This is a genomic window from Sphingobacterium sp. MAE, assembly GCF_056711605.1.
In genome coordinates, this window is sequence record NZ_CM160044.1 from 2602811 (window position 1) to 2624091 (window position 21281).

Genomic DNA, 21281 nt, shown 5'->3' on the forward strand with positions numbered 1-21281 from the left:
TTTATATTATGTTAAATAGAAAATAAATACCATCACCTTCCATTATTCAACTGGGATTATTTATTTAATGAAATACATTTTCACTAACACCCATTTTAGCTCTTATATCCGATTATTTTTTACTGGCAACGCATGCACTATTCTTACATAATCTAGTGGATTGGGACGCTTGTAATTGTGTTTATTTTAATCCTTAATCCTGCTTTAACCAATCTTCTTAAATCTGAAAATAAATGTGGATAAATCATCATTTTATTCTGTTTAGATGACTCTATTACAATTTTTTTTACTCAAGAATGAAACTGTATACTGTTGACTATCATGATATTATTTCTTAAATTTACCTAACAATGTATCTTATAAAAGTGTAAATCATATGAAAAAAACAAAATGGCTTATAGACTCAGCCCATTCCTCGGTACAGTTTCGCATCACTTATCTGGTAATTGCTTCTATTAGAGGTAGTTTTAATACTTTTCATGGTTTTGCTGAATGGAATGATAATTTTGAAAATGCTGCTATAGAATTTACTATTGATGCTAATAGTATTAATACAAATGTCGAAGAAAGAGATAAACATCTGAAAAGTGCCGATTTTTTTGACACAGAATTGTATCCTACGATATCGTTTAGATCAACTACTTTTAAAAAAATTAATGATGAAATTTTTAGGCTTGAGGGTCTTTTGACTATGCATGGTCATACCAAGTTGGTAGAATTGAAGGTGGATTATAATGGTCAGATCGTGGATCAATATGGCATGGAAAGAATTTCTTTTGATGTAACTGGTAAAGTGAGTCGTTGGGAATTTGATATGAAGTATAATTCTGTTTTAGAGGCTAATAGTCTATTGATTGATGAAGACATTGATATATCAATTCATTTGTTACTGCATAAAGAACAATAAATTTATTATTTTGCGTCAGTAAATTAAATATTTTATAAAAATGGCACACGAACTTTTGGCAAGTCTTGCGAACAAAGAAATTGTATTTTCTGATGTTTTAGCTTATATAGCAGCTCGTTATGAGCACTCTCCTACTGCATTTACTAATGGAGATCAAGTTAACGAGGAGACCGAAAATCAAGGTAGTGCAAAGATCTTGGCTTTTGCCAGCTTGAATAATTTGGATAAAGAGCAGACACTCGCTCTATTTGCTGAGCATTATGAAGCTGTTTTAAACGATCCTGAAGGTGATGATCATCAAAATATACGCCAGTTTATGTTGAATGGCTGGGATGGTGTATCGTTCAGCGGCGTTGCCTTGACGCTAAAATAGTATAATAATAGAGAAGCCATTAATTATCTTAATGGCTTCTCTATTTATTTCATAATGCTTTCCTCGGAAATGATATCTGGATACCGTGCATTAATGAGAATGTTCTCCTGAATTTGTCATTTTGGCCAATAAGAAAAATGCTCCTTTTTGAACAATCTTGGTCTGCTCATCTAGCTCTTTTATTGGCGTTATAGCTGTGAAACCACGTGATGACACGCCTTTAACTATAGCTACTCTTTCATATTCATGTCCGTCCTTACCGTGATCATGTCCTTCATGACTCTCCTCTTTAGTAGTGGTAGTCGCATTTTTTTCCTGTTCAGCATGCTCCTCTTTTAAGATGAATATGTAGTCTTTGCCTTCTGTGCTAACGATGCAATCTGTGGGTACGGCTAGAGACTTGTCGTCGCCGATGACTACTGTTCCCTGTACTTGCATACCATTGATAAGGCCTTCTTTGTTACCCAAGACCTGCGCGTGAACGGCGATCGCATTTGTTTCTTTTTCAAATGCCTGTCCCAATTGATCGATCTGTGCTTCATAAGAAACATGGGCATTATTAACAGGTGAAAATAGAATTTTTTGTCCCTTTTTGACTTTTGAAAAATCCTTTTCATAGACGTACATGTCGACATGCAAAGCTTCATTGTTGACAATTTCTAGAATTGGCGATGAAGCTTCTATGCGGGTTCCGATCAATCCTTGTATGGACGCAACCACTCCTGAAATTGGTGCTTTGATGGTAATCTGGGATGAAATTTGTAAAGAACCTCCTCCGGCTGACAATTGTCTGGATAAGCTGTTTTTCTGCGCTTTTAAATTGGCAAGCTCCACCTCGACTTGTTGGAGTTTTTTTAGAGGTGCAGCATTACCTTCTACCAATTCCTGTTGACGAATGAGTTCTAGTTGTGTCAACGAGATCTGATTGTTAATCAATTGCAGCTGTTCTTGCATTTTAATCAAATCGGGATTGAGTACCTTACCTAGTACCTGTCCTTTTTTAACAAAATCTCCTGGTCGCGCGTAAAGTTCTTCCAACACTCCACCGTACACGGATGTCACATATGCTTTTTTATCGTTAGGGACATCAAGTACGCCGTTTAATACAAGACCATTGCTTAATATTTGGTAGGATAAGGTGGTGTAGCTGATTCCGATCTGCTTTTCCTGCGCTGCTGTCAGCATTAGCGCCTCTTCTTCTTCGTGATCATGCCCTTGATGTTCTTCTATTACTTCTTTGTGTTCTGAAGAATTTGTTTGACAAGAAGCTACAAGAATGCTTCCCGCAAAAAATAAACTATATCGAATTAAAAAATGTAGTTTCATAATTATTAATTTGAATGGTAATATTGATACTGAATCACACTTTGATTATACGCATTCAAAGCTGTTAGGTAATTTATCTTGATATCAATGGACTGTGAAAAGAATTGAATAAGATCTGCATAACTGATTTCGCCGCTCTGGTAGGCTAAATTGGCGGCTTTCATGATGGCTTCGGATTGTTTCAATCCGGATTGTTCATAAAACTGCAGTTGTTTTTCATTTTTGGTGATTTCTTTTTTTGCATTGCTTTTTTGCGCTGTAAGATTCATCTTTAACTGTTCCAGCTCTTGTTTCTCTATTGCCGTTTCCAGTTCGGCTACTTTGATTTTGTTTTGATAATATTGATTTGAAAACATAGGTACATTCATCGTTAGTGAAATTCCCGTCACAGGATTACGCTGCCCCCAGAGTCTTTGGGAGAATGCTCTTCCAGAAAAATCCGGCAATTTTGACTGCGCTTCCATTTTTGTGTTGGCTTCAGCTATTTCTATTGATTTTTGCTGTATTTTAATTAAGGGATGCTCTCCTATTGAATCCGGATGTTGAGAAGTTTTAATTTTTTGCAAAGACTCTTTTACAGGTAGAATAACGGAATTGTCATTTAATAAAACGCTAAAATTTTGCGCTGCAATAGCTAAATCTTGCTCATTTTGCAACATAGTGGTTTTATTTTCCTGCCATTTCGTTTCGGCTGCCATTTGCTCCAATCCTGCCGCCTCCCCTGTTTTTACACGTAGCTTTGCTGATTCATATAATTTTTGATGGGTGCTATCGAGTTGCGAAAAGAATAATTGCCGCGCTTCTAGATAGACCAACTGATAGTAATTTAGAGATACATCACGGATCAATTGCTTTCGAGCATCTTCACGCTGTTCTGATACCATTTGACTGGTTTTCCTTAGAAGCTCTTTTCTTGCCTTGTAGAAACCTGGCCAAGCAAAATCCTGACTAAGTCCAATTTTCCATAGTCCATTTGGCTCTAATGGTGAAAAATCTTCATTTTCAATAAATACGCCTGTTTTCCCATCAAAAGATCTTTGTTGATCAAGCTGTGATTTTTCAAGCTCCAGTGCTGTATTTTTAAAATTGAGGTTGGCATTTAGGGCTTGTGTGATTGCTTCCTCTAATTGTATCCGCTTTATATTGCTCTGTGCAAGGATTATGTTTGGAAACGATAGGAATAGTATGACCCATGACGTGATGATGGTTGATTTTCCTTGTATGCGCTTTATATTGCTCTGTGCAAGGATTATGTTTGGAAACGATAGGAATAGTATGACCAATGACGTGATGATGGTTGATTTTCCGATTTTCATTTTTTTACTATTAAAAAATAACACATATAGACATGGTAATATAAATAATGTTAAAAATGTTGCAGATAGTAATCCGCCTATCACGACTGTTGCAAGTGGCTTCTGTACTTCGGCACCGGCTCCAGTACTTAAAGCCATTGGCAAAAAACCTAAAGATGCAACCGTAGCTGTCATCAATACAGGTCTTAGTCGAATTTTGGTTCCTTCCCACACGCGTTGAAATACATCGGTCATTCCTTCTTTTTCCAATTGATTGAATGTAGAAATCAATACAATGCCATTTAATACTGCTACTCCAAATAGGGCAATAAACCCAACACCTGCAGAAATACTAAAGGGCATATCTCGAATCAGAAGTGCAAAGATGCCACCAATGGCACTCATTGGTATTGCTGTAAAAATTAATAAAGACTCTTTGAGCGACCGAAATGTAAGATAAAGCAATATGAAAATAAGTAACAAAGCTCCTGGAACGGCTAGTGCCAATCTTTTTGTGGCGGCATTGAGGTTTTCAAACGTTCCTCCGAAGGTATAATAATACCCTGCGGGCATGACATCCATGCTGGTTAGCTTTTCTTGGATCTCATTGACCACGGAGGTTACATCACGATCTTTTATATTAAACCCGATGACAACTAGTCTTTTTCCAGATTCCCTACTGATCTGCGCAGGGCCATCCTTCATGGTAATGGTTGCAAGCTGACTTAATGGAACCTGATCACCGTCTCCTGTCAAAATTGGTAAATTTTCTACATCTGCCATAGATGTCTTAAAGGAGCTATCTAAGCGAACAACTAGATCAAACTTGCGCTCGTTTTCATATATTGATCCTGTACTTGTCCCTGCAAAAGACATGGCGATCACTTTGTTTAATTCATTGACCGTGACATGATGTAAGGCAAGCTGTGTCCGATTGTAGATGATGGATATCTGCGGGAGCCCTGTCGTGCGTTCGATCTGCGGAGCCGAAGCGCCATTGACACTTTGCACTACTTGTCCTACGCGACTTGCGATAGTTGCTAAACTATCAATATTTTCTCCGAATATTTTAATCGCCACATCTTGTCGGACTCCAGTCATCAATTCATTAAAACGCATTTGAATGGGTTGAGAAGCTTCAAAGAATACACCTGGAATCACTGAAAGTGAATCCAACATCCGGTCTGCTAACCCGGTATAAGTATCTCCTGATTTCCACTCGGACATGGGTTTTAATGTAATGATCATGTCGGTCGCCTCTGGAGGCATTGGATCTGTCGGGATCTCGGCACTACCGGTCTTACCGACCACAATTTTGACTTCTGGAAATTTTTTAATGATCTTAGCGGCCTGCATGGAAGTTTCTATGCTTTGAGAAAGCGAGGATCCCTGTGGTAAGATACAGTGAAATGCGTAATCTCCTTCCTGAAGTTGAGGGATAAATTCACTGCCCATCTTGCTGAATAGAAATCCTGAGAAAGCCAGTATTGCCAAGGTCAATATTAATAATGTTTTTCTAATACTGACGGCTTTTTGCACCAGTGGTGTATACCATAATTGCAGTTTAGCCATCATTTTGTCGGCGAACGTAATCTGGTGCTGAGGTTTTTTAGATAAAAATAATGCACTCATCATTGGGATATAGGTCAATGACAAGACTAAGGCTCCTATAATGGCAAAACTCACTGTCTGTGCCATCGGTCCAAACATTTTACCCTCTACACCTACAAGTGTTAATATGGGAATGTAAACAATCAGGATAATGATTTCACCAAAAGCCGCACTATTTCTAATTTTTGAAGATGACTGATATACTTCTTCATCCATCTCCACTTGGCTCAGTACATGTTTTGTCTTTCTCAATCCTAAATGATGCATAGTGGCTTCCACAACAATCAATGCTCCATCGACGATAAGTCCAAAATCTATGGCTCCTAGACTCATTAAATTGGCGCTTACTCCAAATAAACGCATCATACCTAGTGCGAAGAGCATGGACAATGGTATAGCAGAGGCAACAATCAGTCCTGCTCGTAGATTACCTAAAAAGATGACTAAAACAAAAATAACAATCAGTGCACCTTCAATCAAATTTTTCTCGACTGTACCGATGGCACGATTGACTAAATCTGTACGGTCAGAAAAAGCTTCTACTACGATATCTTTTGGTAGTGATTGCTTGATTCGCTCTAGCTTTTCCTTGACAGCAGCTACCACTTCGGCTGAATTCTCGCCTTTGAGCATCATAACGATACCGCCTACAGCTTCTTTTTCACCATTGTAAGTAAGTGCACCGTAGCGCACGGCCGAGCCCTCACGTACTTCTGCTACATCTCTAATATAGATGGGGAAACCATTTTTATTTTTTATAGCAACATTGCCAATATCTTCCATGGATGTCAAAAGTCCGATGCCGCGGATAAAGTATGCGCTTGGCTTATTGTCAATATAGGCTCCTCCGGTATTTTGATTATTCTGTTCTAATGCGGAAAAGATCTCATTGATCCCGACTCCTGTTGCTTTTAGTTTGTATGGATTGACAGCGACTTCGTATTGTTTGAGCTTTCCTCCGAAACTATTTACTTCGGCTACCCCAGGGGTTCCATAGAGCTGCCTGGCGATGATCCAGTCTTGTATCGTCCGTAAATCTGCTGCGGAGTATTTGGACTCTGCTCCTTTTGCCGGATGGATGACGTATTGATAGATTTCGCCTAATCCGGTACTAATAGGTGCTAACTCTGGACTTCCGAGACCTTCTGGAATATTTTCCTTTGCTTCTTGCAGTTTTTCACTGATCAATTGGCGAGCGAAATAAATATTGACATTGTCGTCAAAAACTGCGGTGACGACAGATAACCCAAATCGTGATATGGAACGTAGTTCCACGAGATCAGGCAAGTTTGTTAGTTTTTGTTCGATCGGATAAGTGACAAACTGCTCCACCTCTTGGGTGGCTAAGGCAGGTGAGCTGGTTATGATCTGTACTTGATTATTCGTTATATCTGGATTGGCATCTATAGGAATATGAAAGGCACTCCATATCCCCCAGATGATCCATATCAAAGTAAAGAGTCCGATAATAATTTTATTACGGATACTGAACTTGATGATTGCGTTCAACATAATATTCTACTTAAAAATAGCGATACAAAAATACTCATTGAAAATATGAGTGAATGAAATTTAGTCTGTTAAGACTTTAAGAAAACTAGTGTTAACCGAGTTGAGGCGGATGCCAGATGCTGGAGTAATCAAAAGAATAAAAAATGCTTTCGTACGCAATTTCATCTTTTGACTGCAATAATACGGTGACAAAGGAAAAGATAGTATTGTCTGCTATGTTTAAAACTGTAGAGCAGCATGCGCATATGCAGAATGGGGAACAATAATCCACATGTTCTTCTTCACTATGATGGATATCTTTGGACTGTGTCGTGTGTACGAAAGAAGATTCTTGTACATGATCTGCACAAGGTACCATCGTCAATGCGATGAAATATAAGCTTAATATATAGACAAATATCTTCAAGTACTGGATTTAAATATAGTACAAAAATAATAAATTAATTAAGAACGCAAAATTAATGGCTCCTTTTTAATTTTCACATGTAACGGTTATGTTTTATAAAAAAAATGTAATGAAATATGTTTAATTTTTATATATTAGCAATTCAAAAGGGAAAAATTTACTATAATACATGTCAAATACTTTTAACGAATTCATCAATTACGTTGAGAAACGCAATCCAAATGAACCAGAATTTCTACAAGCTGTACAAGAAGTTACAGAGGATTTAATTCCATTTATTTCTGAAAGTCATCCAGAATTACTTAAACTGAAGATTTTAGAAAGATTAGTTGAGCCAGAGCGTGTTATATCATTTCGTGTGGCTTGGTTAAACGATAAAAACGAAGTTGAGATCAATAGAGGTTACCGTGTTCAGATGAGCAGTGCTATCGGTCCATATAAAGGTGGATTACGATTTGCGCCATCGGTAAACCTGAGTATCTTGAAATTTTTGGCTTTCGAACAAGTGTTTAAAAATAGCTTGACGGGCTTACCTATAGGTGGCGGTAAAGGTGGCGCTGATTTTAATCCTAAAGGAAAATCGGATGCTGAAATTATGCGTTTCTGCCAGAGCTTTATGACTGAGCTGTTCAGACATATTGGTCCAGATACAGATGTGCCTGCTGGTGATATCGGTGTTGGTACACGTGAAATTGGTTATTTATTTGGACAGTACAAAAGATTGCAAAATGCATTTACGGGTGTGTTAACCGGTAAAGGCAGTGCGTGGGGTGGCTCCTATACGAGACCGGAGGCCACGGGTTACGGCTTGCTTTACTTTGTTGAATGTATCTATGACTTCAACAATCAAGATTTAAAAGATAAAGTAGTGGCAATATCTGGAGCGGGTAATGTAGCGTATTATGCTGCTGAAAAATCGATACACCTAGGTGCAAAAGTAATTACCTTATCCAATAGTCAGGGTACGCTTTATGATGAAGATGGAATAACTTCTGAAAAATTGGCTTATATCGGAACTATCGGACGTGATTTGGATCAATACATCATCAAATATCCGAACGCAAAATATTTTACGGATAAAAAACCATGGGAATTTAAATGCGATATCGCGCTCCCATGTGCTACTCAAAATGAATTGACAAAAGAAGATGCACTTACCTTAGTTGCCAATGGCTGTCAATGTATTGCTGAAGGTGCAAATATGCCTTCTACAGCTGAGGCCATTAAAATTTTCCATGACTCCAAAATTAGTTTTGCACCAGGAAAGGCTGCAAATGCAGGTGGTGTAGCTGTTTCTGGTTTAGAGATGTCGCAAAACTCAATTCGTCAACAATGGACGAAAGAAGAAGTTGATTGCAAATTAAAAGATATTATGGTCAATATTCATAAGACTTGCGTCAAATATGGACATGATAAAGATTATATCAACTACCTAAAAGGAGCCAATATTGGTGGCTTTTTGAAAGTAGCTAGAGCAATGACTGAACAAGGGATTGTCTAATTTTACGTTTTATTTTTCCATATAACGGTTAATCCTTCAATAGGATTAGCCGTTTTTTTATTTACTTTGTAAAAATTAGTAACATGAGAATATTAGCAGAATTACCACATCCAGATTGTAAGATATCTATATTTGGTATGAACCAAAAGTTCATCATCAAATTTGAGCAGGGAACCTTAGAACAATCTTATAAGATTGCAGAAACAGATATTGTAGGGGGAGTTAATGGTGTCTTCGAATTGCTTGACGATGCCTTCATTACAGAAGTACTTCAACACTTCAATGGCATGCGCAGCTCTTTCCTGAATGCCTTTGAGAGATATGATTCTTAACTTAATGATAACACGACATTTATCTTATTGTCAATTGATTAGAATTCAATAAAGCTTGAAACAAAATATTATTTGGCACTTTTGGGGCGCTTGTAGACCATCTAGAGACCAAGCCTACATTTAAACCATAGGTAAAGCTCGTAAAGTGCTGTAAAACAAAAAACTATATACAATGACAAAATATAATTTGGTGTATGATTATTTTTGTTTTAAGATAAAAAAGGGTATCCAAAATTTGGATACCCTTTTTCAGTATTTTGATATAAGATTGATTACAGTGAATCTTTATTTCTTAAAAAATCATTGATGATGGCAGGCACCATATTGACAATTGAACCCTTATTTTTCCAGACATCTCGAACGATCGTGGAAGAGATATGAGCGAGTCCACTCCTGCTCATTAAAAAGTATGTTTCGATGTGTGGAGCTAATATTAAGTTGTTTTGTGCGATACTGTTTTCAAATTCAAAATCTGCAGTATTTCGCAGTCCTCTCAGTAAAAAGTTGGCTCCAACTCTATGGCAGAAATTGATGGTCAACCCTTCAAAAGAAACAACTTCAATGGTTGACCTATCTTTAAAAACTGCTTGTATGGTTGCCAGCTTATCTGCTGCAGTCAACAATCCCTGTTTAGCACTATTGACACCAATTGCAATATAAATTTTATCGAAGAGAGGTACAGCGCGTTCCACAAGGTCTTGATGTGCTAATGTAAATGGATCAAATGATCCCGGAAAAACAGCAATTTTCATAACTTAACACGTATAAAATGAGAATGATGAATATCCATACTTTCTTTTTTCGACAAAATTTGGATGTGGATCCATTTCTCTAGTTGATGGATGTTCAATAATTAATAAACCACCCTTATTGAGAAGCTCATTTTCCAATATCAGATGTGCTAGCTGAGGTAATTTTGGAATATCGTATGGAGGATCTGCAAAAATAAAGTCAAACTTGTGCTTTGCGGTTTGGATATACTTAAAGACATCAGCTTTTTTAGCTTTTATACTTGAAATATTCATCTTTTTTGCCGTTTCGGCAATGTATTGTACACATTTGAAGTGTAAATCGATTGATTCTACAGCATGTGCATACCGAGACGCGAGTTCAAAACTAATATTACCGGTACCAGCAAATAAATCAAGACAAGTTAACTCGTCAAAATCTAGACGGTTTTGTAAGATATTAAACAGTGCTTCCTTTGCGATATCCGTCGTTGGTCTTACGGGTAAGTTTGTGGGTGGATTAAGACGTATACCACCATATTGTCCTCCTATTATTCGCATAGTATCGCGTCAAATAATGTGTTATAATTTTTTAAATTAATGTCGTCGCTCTCATGATTAATATGAACCTTACTTTTTGATGATAAGTAGGCTACATTATAAGAATATCTTTCTAAACATTTCATATAACTGTCGTTTGGTATATCTCCAGATATCAATACTTTAGATACTTTTTCAGACAAAGAAAACTGTTGTAAAATATTTAGAATATAGTAATTTAGGTCTTCAGCAAAATAAACGTCAAAAGAATTGTATAAGATGAATTGTCCGTTTTGAAATACATACAGGTCTACCAAATGGTCAGATACAAAATGCACACCAAGGACCGATCCTCTAATGGGTACCAGATCTTGGGCCTGATCAAGTATAATACAAAATTCAGGAAAGATTTGAGCATCTGGAAATAAAGCTTTCCATCTGTTGTATAAAATCAAGTCGTATTCAAATACTGCTACAATACCTAGATTTTTCATCTCATAGGTGTGTATATGGTTGGGTACATGCTCTACGAGATAGGGTGCATAGTCACTTAAGCGATCCTCTTGAAAAACTTCTTTTGGAATAAAGGTTAAACTTTGGTGCGGTATTACCACTTTGACAAATCGAAAGGGTAAGCTCAAAATTTGAGTGGCTTCCAATTTTGGATTTTCAGCATCATATTCCAGTAAGAGATTCAGGTTTAACTCCTTATCGGTTACTGTAATAACGTCTTTGCTAAAACCTGCTTTTGCCGATAAGGTATATTCTGGCAAAAAATGGATATTGAAGTCCTCAGAGATATAATTCATATGTATGCTTTCCAAATTCAATTTTTAAATTGTACAACCTAACAAAATTAACTTTTCTAAACGATAAGACAAACCTTTTAGATAACTTTGATGGTGCTTATTAAAGATTTATTAATCCAACGCTTTCCTTGGACAGCAACTCCACAGCAAAATTCTGTGTTTGAATTGTTAGCTCAATTTTTGAGTTCCTTTCACACGCAAGATTGTTTTGTCTTAAAAGGCTATGCGGGTACAGGTAAGACCACCATCATCTCCTCTTTGGTCAAAACATTGCCTTACATTAAGAAAAAGGCAGTTTTACTAGCTCCTACAGGACGTGCCGCCAAAGTAATGAGTTTCTATTCCGGTAGACCTGCCCTTACTATCCATAAAAAAATATACCGTAAGAAAAATGCGATTTCTTTTCAACTTGATTTTACATTAGCTGAAAACTTGCACGAAGACACGTTGTTTATTATTGATGAATCGTCAATGATCTCAAATGAAAGCGTTAATATGTTTTCAAAAAGTTTACTCGACGACCTGGTTAGATACGTACGTAGCGGTAAGCATTGTTCAATTATGTTTGTGGGCGATACGGCTCAGCTACCACCAGTAGGACTATGGGAAAGTCCCGCTCTCAATCCAGCTTACCTCGAAAATGAATTCTATTTTCATCCTTACACGTTCGAGTTGACCGACGTCGTCCGACAACAAAAGGATTCGGGTATTTTATTCAATGCGACAAAGATCAGGCAAGAAATAAACTTGGAAGAACTGGAGGGTACCTACCCTTTTCCAAAGTTTATAACAAATGGATTTAAAGATATTTATCGCATGACAGGCGAACGTTTAATTGAAGGTATTAATTACGCTTATGATAAGTTTGGGATTGAAAATACGATGATAATCTGCCGTTCCAATAAGTCAGCCAATTTGTATAATCAACATATCCGCAATCAAATTTTATTTCGCGATGAAGAGATCACGGGAGGTGATCATATTATGGTGGTCCGCAACAATTATTTCTGGCTACAAGATAATGGTGTCGAGAATGGTTTTATTGCAAATGGTGATATGGCTAAAATAAGAAAGGTGAGCAATGTCCACGAACAGCATGGTTTTCGGTTTGCGGATATCACCATTGAATTTATGGATACCCAACATCAAGAGCCTATCACTTGTCGTGTTATCTTGGATAGTTTATATACCGATAGTCCTAATCTTCCATATGAAGATCAAAAAAAGCTGTATGAGGCGGTAGCTCTCGATTATGAAGATATATTTCTGAAGCAAGATCGCCTAGAAGCCATCAAGAAGGATCCATACTATAATGCGTTGCAAATTAAATTTGCCTTTGCTATTACCTGTCACAAAGCACAAGGTGGCCAATGGCCTGCTGTTTTTGTGGATCAAGGCTATTTGACGGATGAAATGTTGACAACAGAATTTTTAAGATGGCTTTATACGGGTATAACACGGGCCACAGAAGAGCTATTTTTAGTAAATTTTAATGAAAAATTCTTTTCTTAAGGGTCATTAACTAAAATTTTACAAGACTTACTTCTTTCTTATGCGATTACTTAATACTTTTGAGTTTATTATACATATAAAACTAAAGAATGAATAAAATTTACTTATTCTTAAGCCTGTTGCTGCTATCTTTTTATGCAACAGCACAAGAATCAACCCCTCCTCCTAAAGCAAATTATCAATTGGCGGCTAAATTTTCGCCTGAGAAGCTTAAGAAAATGATCTTCTCGACAACAATTAAACCCAATTGGATTAATTTTACCGATCGATTTTGGTATGATTTTACTACTCCTCAGGGTAAAAACTGGTATTTAGTAGATCCTGCTACCAATAAAAAGGAAGTCCTTTTTGATAATGAAAAGCTAGCTGCCCAAATTACCAAAATCGTAAAAAACCCATTTGACGCACAGCATCTTACACTTCAAAATCTAAAGTTTACAAAAGATGAAAAGAAAATTAGATTTGAAGTTGCAAGTACCAAAGATACCGTGAAATCTAAAGAAGAGATTGAAAAGTTGAAAGTAAAGACGGATACGTTAAAAAAGAAAATCTTCTTCTTGGAATACGATCTGGCTACACAAAAAGTTAGGGAGCTAAGTGATAAAACAAAAGAGAAACAAGCATTATCTTGGGCTACCTTCTCTCCTGACACCAATACGATTTATTTTGCAAAGGATTTCAATCTATTCTGGATGGATCGCGCCAATTATGAAAAAGCTGTTAAAAATGAAAAAGACAGTACGATCATAGAACATCAAATCACGAAGGATGGGGTTCAATATTATGCCTGGGCTGGTGATGAATACAGCACCACAACAGGTGATGATAAAAAGGACGACGATATTGTTAAACGTAAACGTGTATGGATGAACTGGTCTCCTGATGGAAAACACTTCGTGATTACGCGTAAAGACAATAGAAGCCTAAATCCCCTATGGGTTATCAATAATGTAGGCAGTAAACGTCCGACTTTGGAGACTTATAAATATCAGATGCCTGGTGAGACGGATTCTACGGAGACGCAGTTATTTGTTTTTAACGCTTCTGATAAATCGTATAAACAAATAAAAATTGGAGCTTTTAAAAATCAGACTTTAAGTAACTGGTCAAAAAATGTTGACAAAAATAGCTATAAAGGTGATTACTTTATCAACTACTGGTTAGGAACAAATGATGCTTTTTATCTTGCTCGATCTAGTCGCGACTTAAAACGTATCGACTTGGTTAAAGTAAATATAGATGGTTCAACTCAAGTATTGGTAGAGGAAAGATCCAACGTTTATCAAGATATCAAAAAACCATTATTGATCAATAATGGTACAGAGTTTATCCACTGGTCACAACGCGATGGATGGGGTCATTTTTATCTATACGATAGCCAAGGCAACCTGAAACAACAAGTGACCAGTGGTTCTTTCAATTGTGAAGAGATTACGGGATCTGATATGGCGGCAAGGACCTTGTACTTTACGGCAAATGGTAAAGAGCAAAATGAAGACCCCTATTATTTGCATCATTATAGTGTAGGGTTTAATGGAGCAAATCTGAAATTATTAAATCCAGGTAACTTTGATCACCAAGTTGATGTCAGTGAAAGTTCTCGTTATTTTGTGAATAATTTTTCTAGGGTAAATAGCATTCCTGAAATCGCATTGTATCAAACCAATGGAAAAAAAATAATGACCTTAGAGAAGGCCGACCTCTCCTTACTATTTGCTGCTGGATATAAATTTCCACAACCTTTTAAAGTTAAAGCTGGCGATGGTATCACAGACCTATATGGCGTGATGTATAAACCATTTGATTTTGATAGCACAAAAACGTATCCAATCGTAGAATACATCTATCCAGGGCCACAAACGGAGGCTGTCAATCAATCATTTGGCAGAAGTATGGACAGGATCGACCGATTAGCTCAATTTGGTATGATTGTCATCACTGTGGGTAACCGTGGTGGACATCCAGCAAGATCAAAATGGTACCATACGTTTGGTTATGGAAACTTAAGAGATTATGGACTGGAGGATAAAAAGGCTGCAGCCGAACAATTGGCCGATCGTTACAAATTTATCGACATCAACCGTGTCGGTATCACGGGACACTCTGGTGGAGGTTTTATGTCCACAGCAGCCATGCTGGTATATCCTGACTTTTTTAAAGTAGCCGTTTCTGGTGCTGGAAACCATGAAAATAACATTTATAACAGATGGTGGAGCGAAAGACATCATGGGGTTACAGAAAAAGTTAGTGCCAAAGGGGATACGACTTTTACTTATCAGATCGATAAAAATACTGATTTAGCAAAAAATTTGAAAGGTAAGTTATTAATCGCAACTGGCGATATTGACAATAACGTTCACCCAGCCAATTCAATCCGAATGGTCAACGCATTGATCAAAGCCAATAAGCGATTCGACTTCTTATTATTGCCAGGTCAACGTCACGGATTTGGTGATATGACGGAATATTTCTTCTGGAAAATGGGCGATTACTTTTCCGAGTACCTGATCGGTGATTCAAAAATCAAAGAGGTCAATATGATGGAAATAAATAGAGAAATACCATTGAGTAGATAATCAATGATAACAAAACAAAAATTAGAAATTTTTTCCGCTATCTATACCCAGTATCAGGTAGCGGATTTTTCTTTGAATATATTACAAGGACTTTCTTTGATCGACTTATTGGAGCTATCGATGTATCAGGAAGATAAGCAACTTGCTTTTCGGAGTGCTTGGATATTTGAAACGATTGTACTGAAAGACAAAAAGCTGTTAGACAAAAACATCTCTACCCTGCTTATCCAAAACTTAAGTACCCTGAATAACTGGAGTTGTGCTAGAAGCTATACTAAAGTTCTCATGCACCTCACTTCCCCTAAAGCGACAGCTATCCAATTGGATGATGTGGAATATGACATTATAATCCATGTGTCTTTCAGTTGGTTAATTGACCCTTCCTGCCCTATTGCTGTACTTACAAATTGCATGGATATTTTAGATCAACTGCGCGTCAGATATCCTTGGATAAAAGAGGAGCTGTACACACAAGTCGAATACTTACTTCGCATAAATCCTACTCCAGCTATTAAAAGCCGGAGTTTAAAGATTTTAAAAAAGCATAAAAAATAGTGCTGATATGCACATTTCGATCACGATATTGCTTGATCATATCCAACCTATATCATGACAAAAGAGAGATTTTAAAAAAGCGTATTTCCCTTATGGGCATATGCTCTACCGAGATGTCTAAAAGCGGCTTCTGTACATTCACGCCCTCTTGATGTACGCATAAGATAACCCTCTTGAATCAAGAAAGGTTCATACACCTCTTCAATAGTTCCCTCGTCTTCACCGACTGCGGTGGCAATTGTTTTTAAACCGACAGGTCCACCTTTAAATTTGTCGATAATGGTACTTAAAATGCGATTATCCATTTCATCTAAGCCATTTTCATCCACATTTAATGCATTCAACGCATATTTGGCAATTTCCCGTTCAATAGAGCCTGTCCCTTTGATCTGGGCAAAATCTCGTGTTCTTCTTAAAAGGGCATTGGCGATACGTGGTGTTCCCCTACTTCTACGTGCTATTTCATAAGCACCCTCATCGCTGATTGGTGTTTTAAGTATATCTGCAGACCTCAATACAATAGTGGTCAATAGTTTGACGTCATAATATTGTAGGCGTGCATTGATCCCAAAACGCGCTCGTAAAGGAGATGTTAATAGTCCTGACCGTGTCGTTGCTCCAATTAATGTGAATGGATTTAGTGATATTTGTACTGAACGCGCATTAGGTCCAGTTTCTAGCATGATATCGATCTTAAAGTCTTCCATAGCCGAATACAGGTATTCTTCCACAATTGGACTTAAACGATGGATCTCATCAATAAATAGCACGTCACCTTCTTCAAGATTGGTCAATAGACCGGCCAAATCTCCTGGTTTGTCCAGCACAGGCCCTGACGTGATCTTGATGCCTACTCCCATCTCATTGGCTATGATATTGGAGAGTGTTGTTTTACCTAGACCTGGAGGGCCATGAAGTAAAACGTGGTCCAAGGACTCGCCTCTTAATTTAGCAGCCTTAACGAAAATATTAAGATTCTCTAAAATTTTCTCCTGCCCAGTGAAATCTTCAAATACTTGCGGACGCAATACACGTTCGATATCCCGATCCGTATGATTTAAATTCTCCGCATTCGGATCTAAGTGCTCATTCATTTACGCTTCCCTTTCTTAGATTTAATTATATTTTCGCGTCCAACTTGAAATTTTCAGTTGGATAACGCCAAAAAAAGCTTCTTTAAAAATACTTGTACTCATTTTTGATGTTCCTTCGGTACGATCTGTAAAGATTATAGGAACTTCTACAACCTTGAAGCCATATTGGATTGCTGTAAATTTCATTTCAATTTGAAACGCATAACCTACAAATTTAATTTTATCCAGAGGTATCCGCTCCAAAACTCTCCTCCTAAAACAGACAAAACCAGCTGTTGCATCTTGAATATTGATCCCTGTAATAAATCGCACATATACGGAAGCAAAGTAAGACATCAACACCCTATTCATCGGCCAATTGACAACATTTACTCCTTTAATATAACGCGATCCAATACTCATATCTGATCCATCTATGCAGCTTTGTCTTAAACGTATCAGATCATCGGGATTATGACTAAAGTCTGCGTCCATTTCAAATATAAATTCATAATGGCGTTCCAGAGCCCATCTAAACCCGTGGATATAGGCTGTACCCAATCCTAATTTCCCAATGCGTTCTTCGATAAATAATCGTCCTACAAACTCTGCCTGCAAAGATCGCACGATCTGTGCAGTTCCATCTGGCGAACCGTCATCAACGATTAAAATATGAAATGGTACAGCGAGCGAAAATACTTTACGAATTATCTTTTCGATATTTTCTTTCTCGTTGTATGTAGGTATGATAACTAAACTATCGGACACTTTAAAAACATTTTGTATGGGGTAAAGTTACTAATTATATTGGGATTTTGATTGGACTTTGATGTCAATAATAGGTGTATATCAAAAATAAAAAAGTCCACTATTTTGCAATAGCGGACTTTTATTAACCAATTATAAACTTAAATTATGAGACTACAAATATATGATAAAAGGTTTTACCAAGCAAAGAATTTGCGTTTTTCTGCCTGTTCATAACATAAAAATTACAAAGTCCCGAATTAACGATCCACCTCGCCCAGTACGATATCCATAGAACCCAATATGGCGATGAGGTCTGCTATCAGTGTTCCTTTGCCCAATTCAGGTAATACAGAAAGATTATTAAAACTGGGGCCACGTGCTTTCACTCTTTTGGGGATATCAGACTTCTCTTGAGTGACGAAGTAAAACCCTAATTCACCTTTCGGATTTTCTGCTCGTACATAATAATCTTGTGCTTTTAAATTTACTTTTTTAGGCACTAAAGTCCTAGGGTCAAACGTATTGGTGCGTGGAAAATCTTTTACTAGTCTTTCCAAACATTGTTCAATGATCTTTACTGATTCTTTTACTTCATCAACACGTATTTTATAACGGTCCCAACAATCGCCCACTGATCCCATCTCTCCTTTTCCGATTGGGATTTCAAAATCAATCTCTGGATAGGCAGAATAGGCATCGATTCTCCTGAGATCCCATTTTATTCCTGACGCTCTTAACATGGGCCCCGATACACCATAATTAATGGCAACATCGGCTGGCAATATACCAATGTTAGCTGTTCTGGATATAAAGATTTGATTTTCGGTCAATAATTGATCAAGTTCTACCAATTTTGGTTTAAAATAGGTGATAAATTCGGCACATCGCTGTTCGAAACCTACAGGTAGATCGTAAAATAAACCTCCCACCCAAATATAATTGTACAACATACGTGAACCGGATACCCATTCCAGCATATTCATGATATGTTCCCGATCTCTAAAACACCACATAAATGGTGTAAATGCACCAATATCGATACCGTATGTCCCTATTCCGATCAAATGTGAGGCGATGCGGTTAAGTTCGCAGACCAATACACGTATATATTCTACTCTTTTTGGAATTTTATCGGCGATACCCAACATTCTTTCTACTCCCATTACAAATGCATGGCTATTATTCATCGACGATAAATAGTCTAACCGATCTGTAAACGGAATACTCTTTCCATAGTTCATGGATTCGGCATGTTTATCAAAACACCGATGCAAATAACCCAAATGCGGAATAACCTCTTTTACGATTTCACCATCAGTTATCAACTGCAATCGAAGCACACCGTGCGTGGAAGGATGTTGAGGCCCCATATTTATAATCATTTCCTGAGAGCCAATACTTGCTAGATGTTGTTCATATTTTTCTAAAGCAGCAGTATATTTCGTATTCGACATATTTGTTGTTATCGAGTTCTTATTTATTTAATTTTGATTCCATGATAACTTTCAGGATCTTGATAATCTTTTCTTAAGGGGTAGCCTTCCCAATCGTCAGGAAGTAAGATACGCCGGAGATCAGGATGATTGGTAAAAAATATGCCCATCAGATCAAATGCTTCGCGTTCATGCCAATCTGCTGTTTTCCATACGGCCGACACGGATGGAACCTCTGGCAGATGTGCTTCATCTCGATCATTCTCGATTAACACCTTCAACACCAAGGTATGTAAATAAGGAATAGATGTTAGGTGATAGGTGATTAAAAATCCATTTTCATGGAGGTCAACTGCCGAGATATTGTTTAAAAAATCAAAATATAATCCTTCTTCGTCCCGTAAATAAAAGCAGATATCTTCTAAAAGATCGACTTGAACAAACAGTGCTGGCTGAAGCCCCGTCTCCTCAATCTTTTCAATAGCATGTTGTCCGAATCTGGAAACGATTAGAGTTGAAATTTCTTGCGTATTCATGATACTAAGGTGCTAAGCGTATTATTTTCCAAGAATCAGAAACTTTTTGGAAAGCAATTCTATCGTGTAGACGACTAGAGCGACCTTGCCAAAATTCGATATATAGTGGCTTAATTAAGTAACCGCCCCAAAACTCTGGTCGAGGTACCAATTCTTGATTTTCAAATTGCTTTTCAAGATCTGCTACTCTTCCCTCTAAAAAAGAACGATTGGGAATGGTTTCACTCTGTGGTGATGCTAAAGCACCAATGCGACTTCCTTTGGGTCTAGATTGAAAATATTCGTCCGAATCTTCTGCTGGAAGCTTTTCTATTAATCCTTCAATACGCACCTGACGCTGCAGTTCTGGCCAGAAAAATAATGCTGCCACATGTGGGTTGCCAAACATTTCTATACCTTTGCGACTATTGAAGTTTGTAAAAAAACTAAATCCATTATTTTTCAGATCTTTTAATAATACAATCCGTGATGAAGGTAAAGCAAACTCTCCCACTGTGGATAAAACCATTGCGTTGGCTTCAAGCACCTCACTATGAATAGCTTCGTTAAACCATTTTTCAAATTGCACTAAAGGATCGTTGCTAACGTCGCTTTCACTTAGATTACCCAATGCATAATCTTGTCGGATAGCGGCAATATCTTTGTGTTCGATTGCCATGACTTTAAATTTATGTATGTCACAAACATACTAAATTCACTTATTTTTATCGACTAATCTAGTATAAATTAATCAGCAAAATGACTTTGGCATTAATTTTATTGTACTATAAGTCTAATTTATAACGAAAATGTTTAACGAACTTGATCCACAAACAGGCTGTTTACTAATATCTGAACCCTTTATGCTCGACACCGACTTCGAGCGATCGGTCATTTTGTTGTGCAATCATGATCATGAAGGAACCCTAGGGTTTATTCTCAATAAAAAAGTGGTAGGCTGTGTTGGAGACCTTGTTAAAGAAATGGCAACATGCACATTTCCGCTTCATATCGGTGGACCTGTGGCACAAAATGAATTATTTTTCATCCACTCGCGGTTTGATCTTCTACTAAGTGGTGATGAAATCCGTGAAAATATCTATTTTGGAGGAGACCCAGAATTACTATTTTCATTGATCAATGAAGGAAAAATCAAAGAGGATGAAGTGAAATTTTTCTTAGGCTATTCTGGCTGGCAGCCAGCACAATTAGACGCAGAAATTAACGTAAACAGTTGGGCTGTTCAAAATAAATTTCCAACAGCTTTAGTGTTTGAAAAGGACACGGAACTACTTTGGAAAGAGGCTGTTATCAGTCTGGGAGCTAAGTATGCTCATGTAGCAAATTTTCCACAATCACCAAGCTTAAATTAAATTGTTATTTTGTCGGATTTTTTATGAATAAAATATAATATTCACTAATTTTTAGTATATTTGTGTCATTAAGCAGAGTCCTTACGTTTTAAAACATATCAATTTTTCTTAATTCGAGATATGGCTTTCACCTTTGAATTTATTTAATGCGATG

Annotated in this window: 19 protein-coding genes; 8 read left to right on the top strand and 11 right to left on the bottom strand. The window is 37.2% G+C overall.

Features of this window, described 5'->3' with window-relative positions; genetic code table 11:
- Positions 1-376: 376 nt before the first annotated feature.
- Entirely contained in the window at positions 377-907 is a 531-nt protein-coding gene (locus tag AC06G9_RS11020; RefSeq protein ID WP_094772136.1) for a YceI family protein, read from the top strand.
- A gap of 40 nt (positions 908-947) precedes the next feature.
- Positions 948-1280, top strand: a complete 333-nt coding sequence (locus AC06G9_RS11025; RefSeq protein WP_045752556.1) for a HopJ type III effector protein — start codon at positions 948-950, stop codon at positions 1278-1280.
- Positions 1281-1370: 90 nt separating this feature from the next.
- Here the strand turns inward: AC06G9_RS11025 and AC06G9_RS11030 are convergent, their stop codons facing one another.
- The 3 genes from AC06G9_RS11030 to AC06G9_RS11040 form a co-directional block, all read right to left on the bottom strand.
- Entirely contained in the window at positions 1371-2606 is a 1236-nt protein-coding gene (locus AC06G9_RS11030; protein ID WP_480958152.1) for an efflux RND transporter periplasmic adaptor subunit, read from the bottom strand.
- Positions 2607-2611: 5 nt separating this feature from the next.
- Positions 2612-7024 (bottom strand): CusA/CzcA family heavy metal efflux RND transporter, encoded by a 4413-nt coding sequence (locus AC06G9_RS11035; RefSeq protein ID WP_480958153.1) that lies wholly within the window; start codon positions 7022-7024, stop codon positions 2612-2614.
- A 91-nt stretch (positions 7025-7115) separates the two neighbouring features.
- Positions 7116-7430 (bottom strand): DUF6660 family protein, encoded by a 315-nt coding sequence (locus tag AC06G9_RS11040; RefSeq protein ID WP_248753682.1) that lies wholly within the window; start codon positions 7428-7430, stop codon positions 7116-7118.
- 169 nt (positions 7431-7599) lie between these two features.
- On the opposite strand from AC06G9_RS11040, the gene gdhA reads away from it, so the two are divergent.
- Together gdhA and AC06G9_RS11050 are read left to right on the top strand one after the other, a co-directional pair.
- Positions 7600-8931 carry an NADP-specific glutamate dehydrogenase gene (gene gdhA, locus AC06G9_RS11045; protein WP_045752559.1) on the top strand — a complete coding sequence of 444 codons (1332 nt, stop codon included), beginning with the start codon at positions 7600-7602 and terminating at the stop codon, positions 8929-8931.
- A gap of 83 nt (positions 8932-9014) precedes the next feature.
- Entirely contained in the window at positions 9015-9263 is a 249-nt protein-coding gene (locus tag AC06G9_RS11050; protein WP_248753681.1) for a hypothetical protein, read from the top strand.
- Positions 9264-9535: 272 nt separating this feature from the next.
- Here the strand turns inward: AC06G9_RS11050 and coaD are convergent, their stop codons facing one another.
- The 3 genes from coaD to AC06G9_RS11065 are packed head-to-tail and all read right to left on the bottom strand — an operon-like array spanning position 9536 to position 11340.
- Positions 9536-10015 (bottom strand): pantetheine-phosphate adenylyltransferase, encoded by a 480-nt coding sequence (coaD, locus tag AC06G9_RS11055; protein ID WP_480958154.1) that lies wholly within the window; start codon positions 10013-10015, stop codon positions 9536-9538.
- 3 nt (positions 10016-10018) lie between these two features.
- The gene (gene rsmD, locus AC06G9_RS11060) at positions 10019-10552 is read right to left on the bottom strand and encodes a 16S rRNA (guanine(966)-N(2))-methyltransferase RsmD (protein ID WP_094772141.1); all 534 of its coding nucleotides are present in this window, start codon (positions 10550-10552) and stop codon (positions 10019-10021) included.
- A complete protein-coding gene (locus AC06G9_RS11065) occupies positions 10543-11340 on the bottom strand; it encodes a DUF3822 family protein (protein WP_293925862.1) in 798 nt (265 codons plus the stop codon). The genes rsmD and AC06G9_RS11065 overlap by 10 nt, the downstream gene beginning before the upstream one ends.
- Before the next feature lie 93 nt (positions 11341-11433).
- Between AC06G9_RS11065 and AC06G9_RS11070 the strand changes: the two genes are divergently transcribed.
- From AC06G9_RS11070 to AC06G9_RS11080, 3 genes are all read left to right on the top strand, one after another.
- A complete protein-coding gene (locus tag AC06G9_RS11070; protein ID WP_045755241.1) occupies positions 11434-12852 on the top strand; it encodes an ATP-dependent DNA helicase in 1419 nt (472 codons plus the stop codon).
- A gap of 89 nt (positions 12853-12941) precedes the next feature.
- Positions 12942-15428: a S9 family peptidase gene (locus AC06G9_RS11075; RefSeq protein WP_480958155.1), complete on the top strand. Its 2487-nt coding sequence runs from the start codon at positions 12942-12944 to the stop codon at positions 15426-15428.
- 3 nt (positions 15429-15431) lie between these two features.
- On the top strand, positions 15432-15983 hold the full coding sequence (locus tag AC06G9_RS11080; RefSeq protein ID WP_248753678.1) for a hypothetical protein: 552 nt from the start codon (positions 15432-15434) through the stop codon (positions 15981-15983).
- A gap of 71 nt (positions 15984-16054) precedes the next feature.
- Here the strand turns inward: AC06G9_RS11080 and ruvB are convergent, their stop codons facing one another.
- From ruvB to pdxH, 5 genes are all read right to left on the bottom strand, one after another.
- A complete protein-coding gene (gene ruvB / locus AC06G9_RS11085) occupies positions 16055-17077 on the bottom strand; it encodes a Holliday junction branch migration DNA helicase RuvB (protein WP_045752566.1) in 1023 nt (340 codons plus the stop codon).
- A 21-nt stretch (positions 17078-17098) separates the two neighbouring features.
- Complete coding sequence (locus AC06G9_RS11090) at positions 17099-17824, bottom strand: polyprenol monophosphomannose synthase (RefSeq protein WP_480958156.1); 726 nt, start codon at positions 17822-17824, stop codon at positions 17099-17101.
- A gap of 239 nt (positions 17825-18063) precedes the next feature.
- Positions 18064-19260: an NADH-quinone oxidoreductase subunit D gene (locus AC06G9_RS11095; protein WP_480958157.1), complete on the bottom strand. Its 1197-nt coding sequence runs from the start codon at positions 19258-19260 to the stop codon at positions 18064-18066.
- A 23-nt stretch (positions 19261-19283) separates the two neighbouring features.
- Entirely contained in the window at positions 19284-19775 is a 492-nt protein-coding gene (locus AC06G9_RS11100; protein WP_045752569.1) for an NADH-quinone oxidoreductase subunit C, read from the bottom strand.
- Positions 19776-19779: 4 nt separating this feature from the next.
- A complete protein-coding gene (pdxH, locus tag AC06G9_RS11105; RefSeq protein ID WP_045752570.1) occupies positions 19780-20433 on the bottom strand; it encodes a pyridoxamine 5'-phosphate oxidase in 654 nt (217 codons plus the stop codon).
- 130 nt (positions 20434-20563) lie between these two features.
- On the opposite strand from pdxH, the gene AC06G9_RS11110 reads away from it, so the two are divergent.
- The gene (locus AC06G9_RS11110; RefSeq protein ID WP_045752571.1) at positions 20564-21127 is read left to right on the top strand and encodes a YqgE/AlgH family protein; all 564 of its coding nucleotides are present in this window, start codon (positions 20564-20566) and stop codon (positions 21125-21127) included.
- Positions 21128-21281 lie beyond the last annotated feature (154 nt).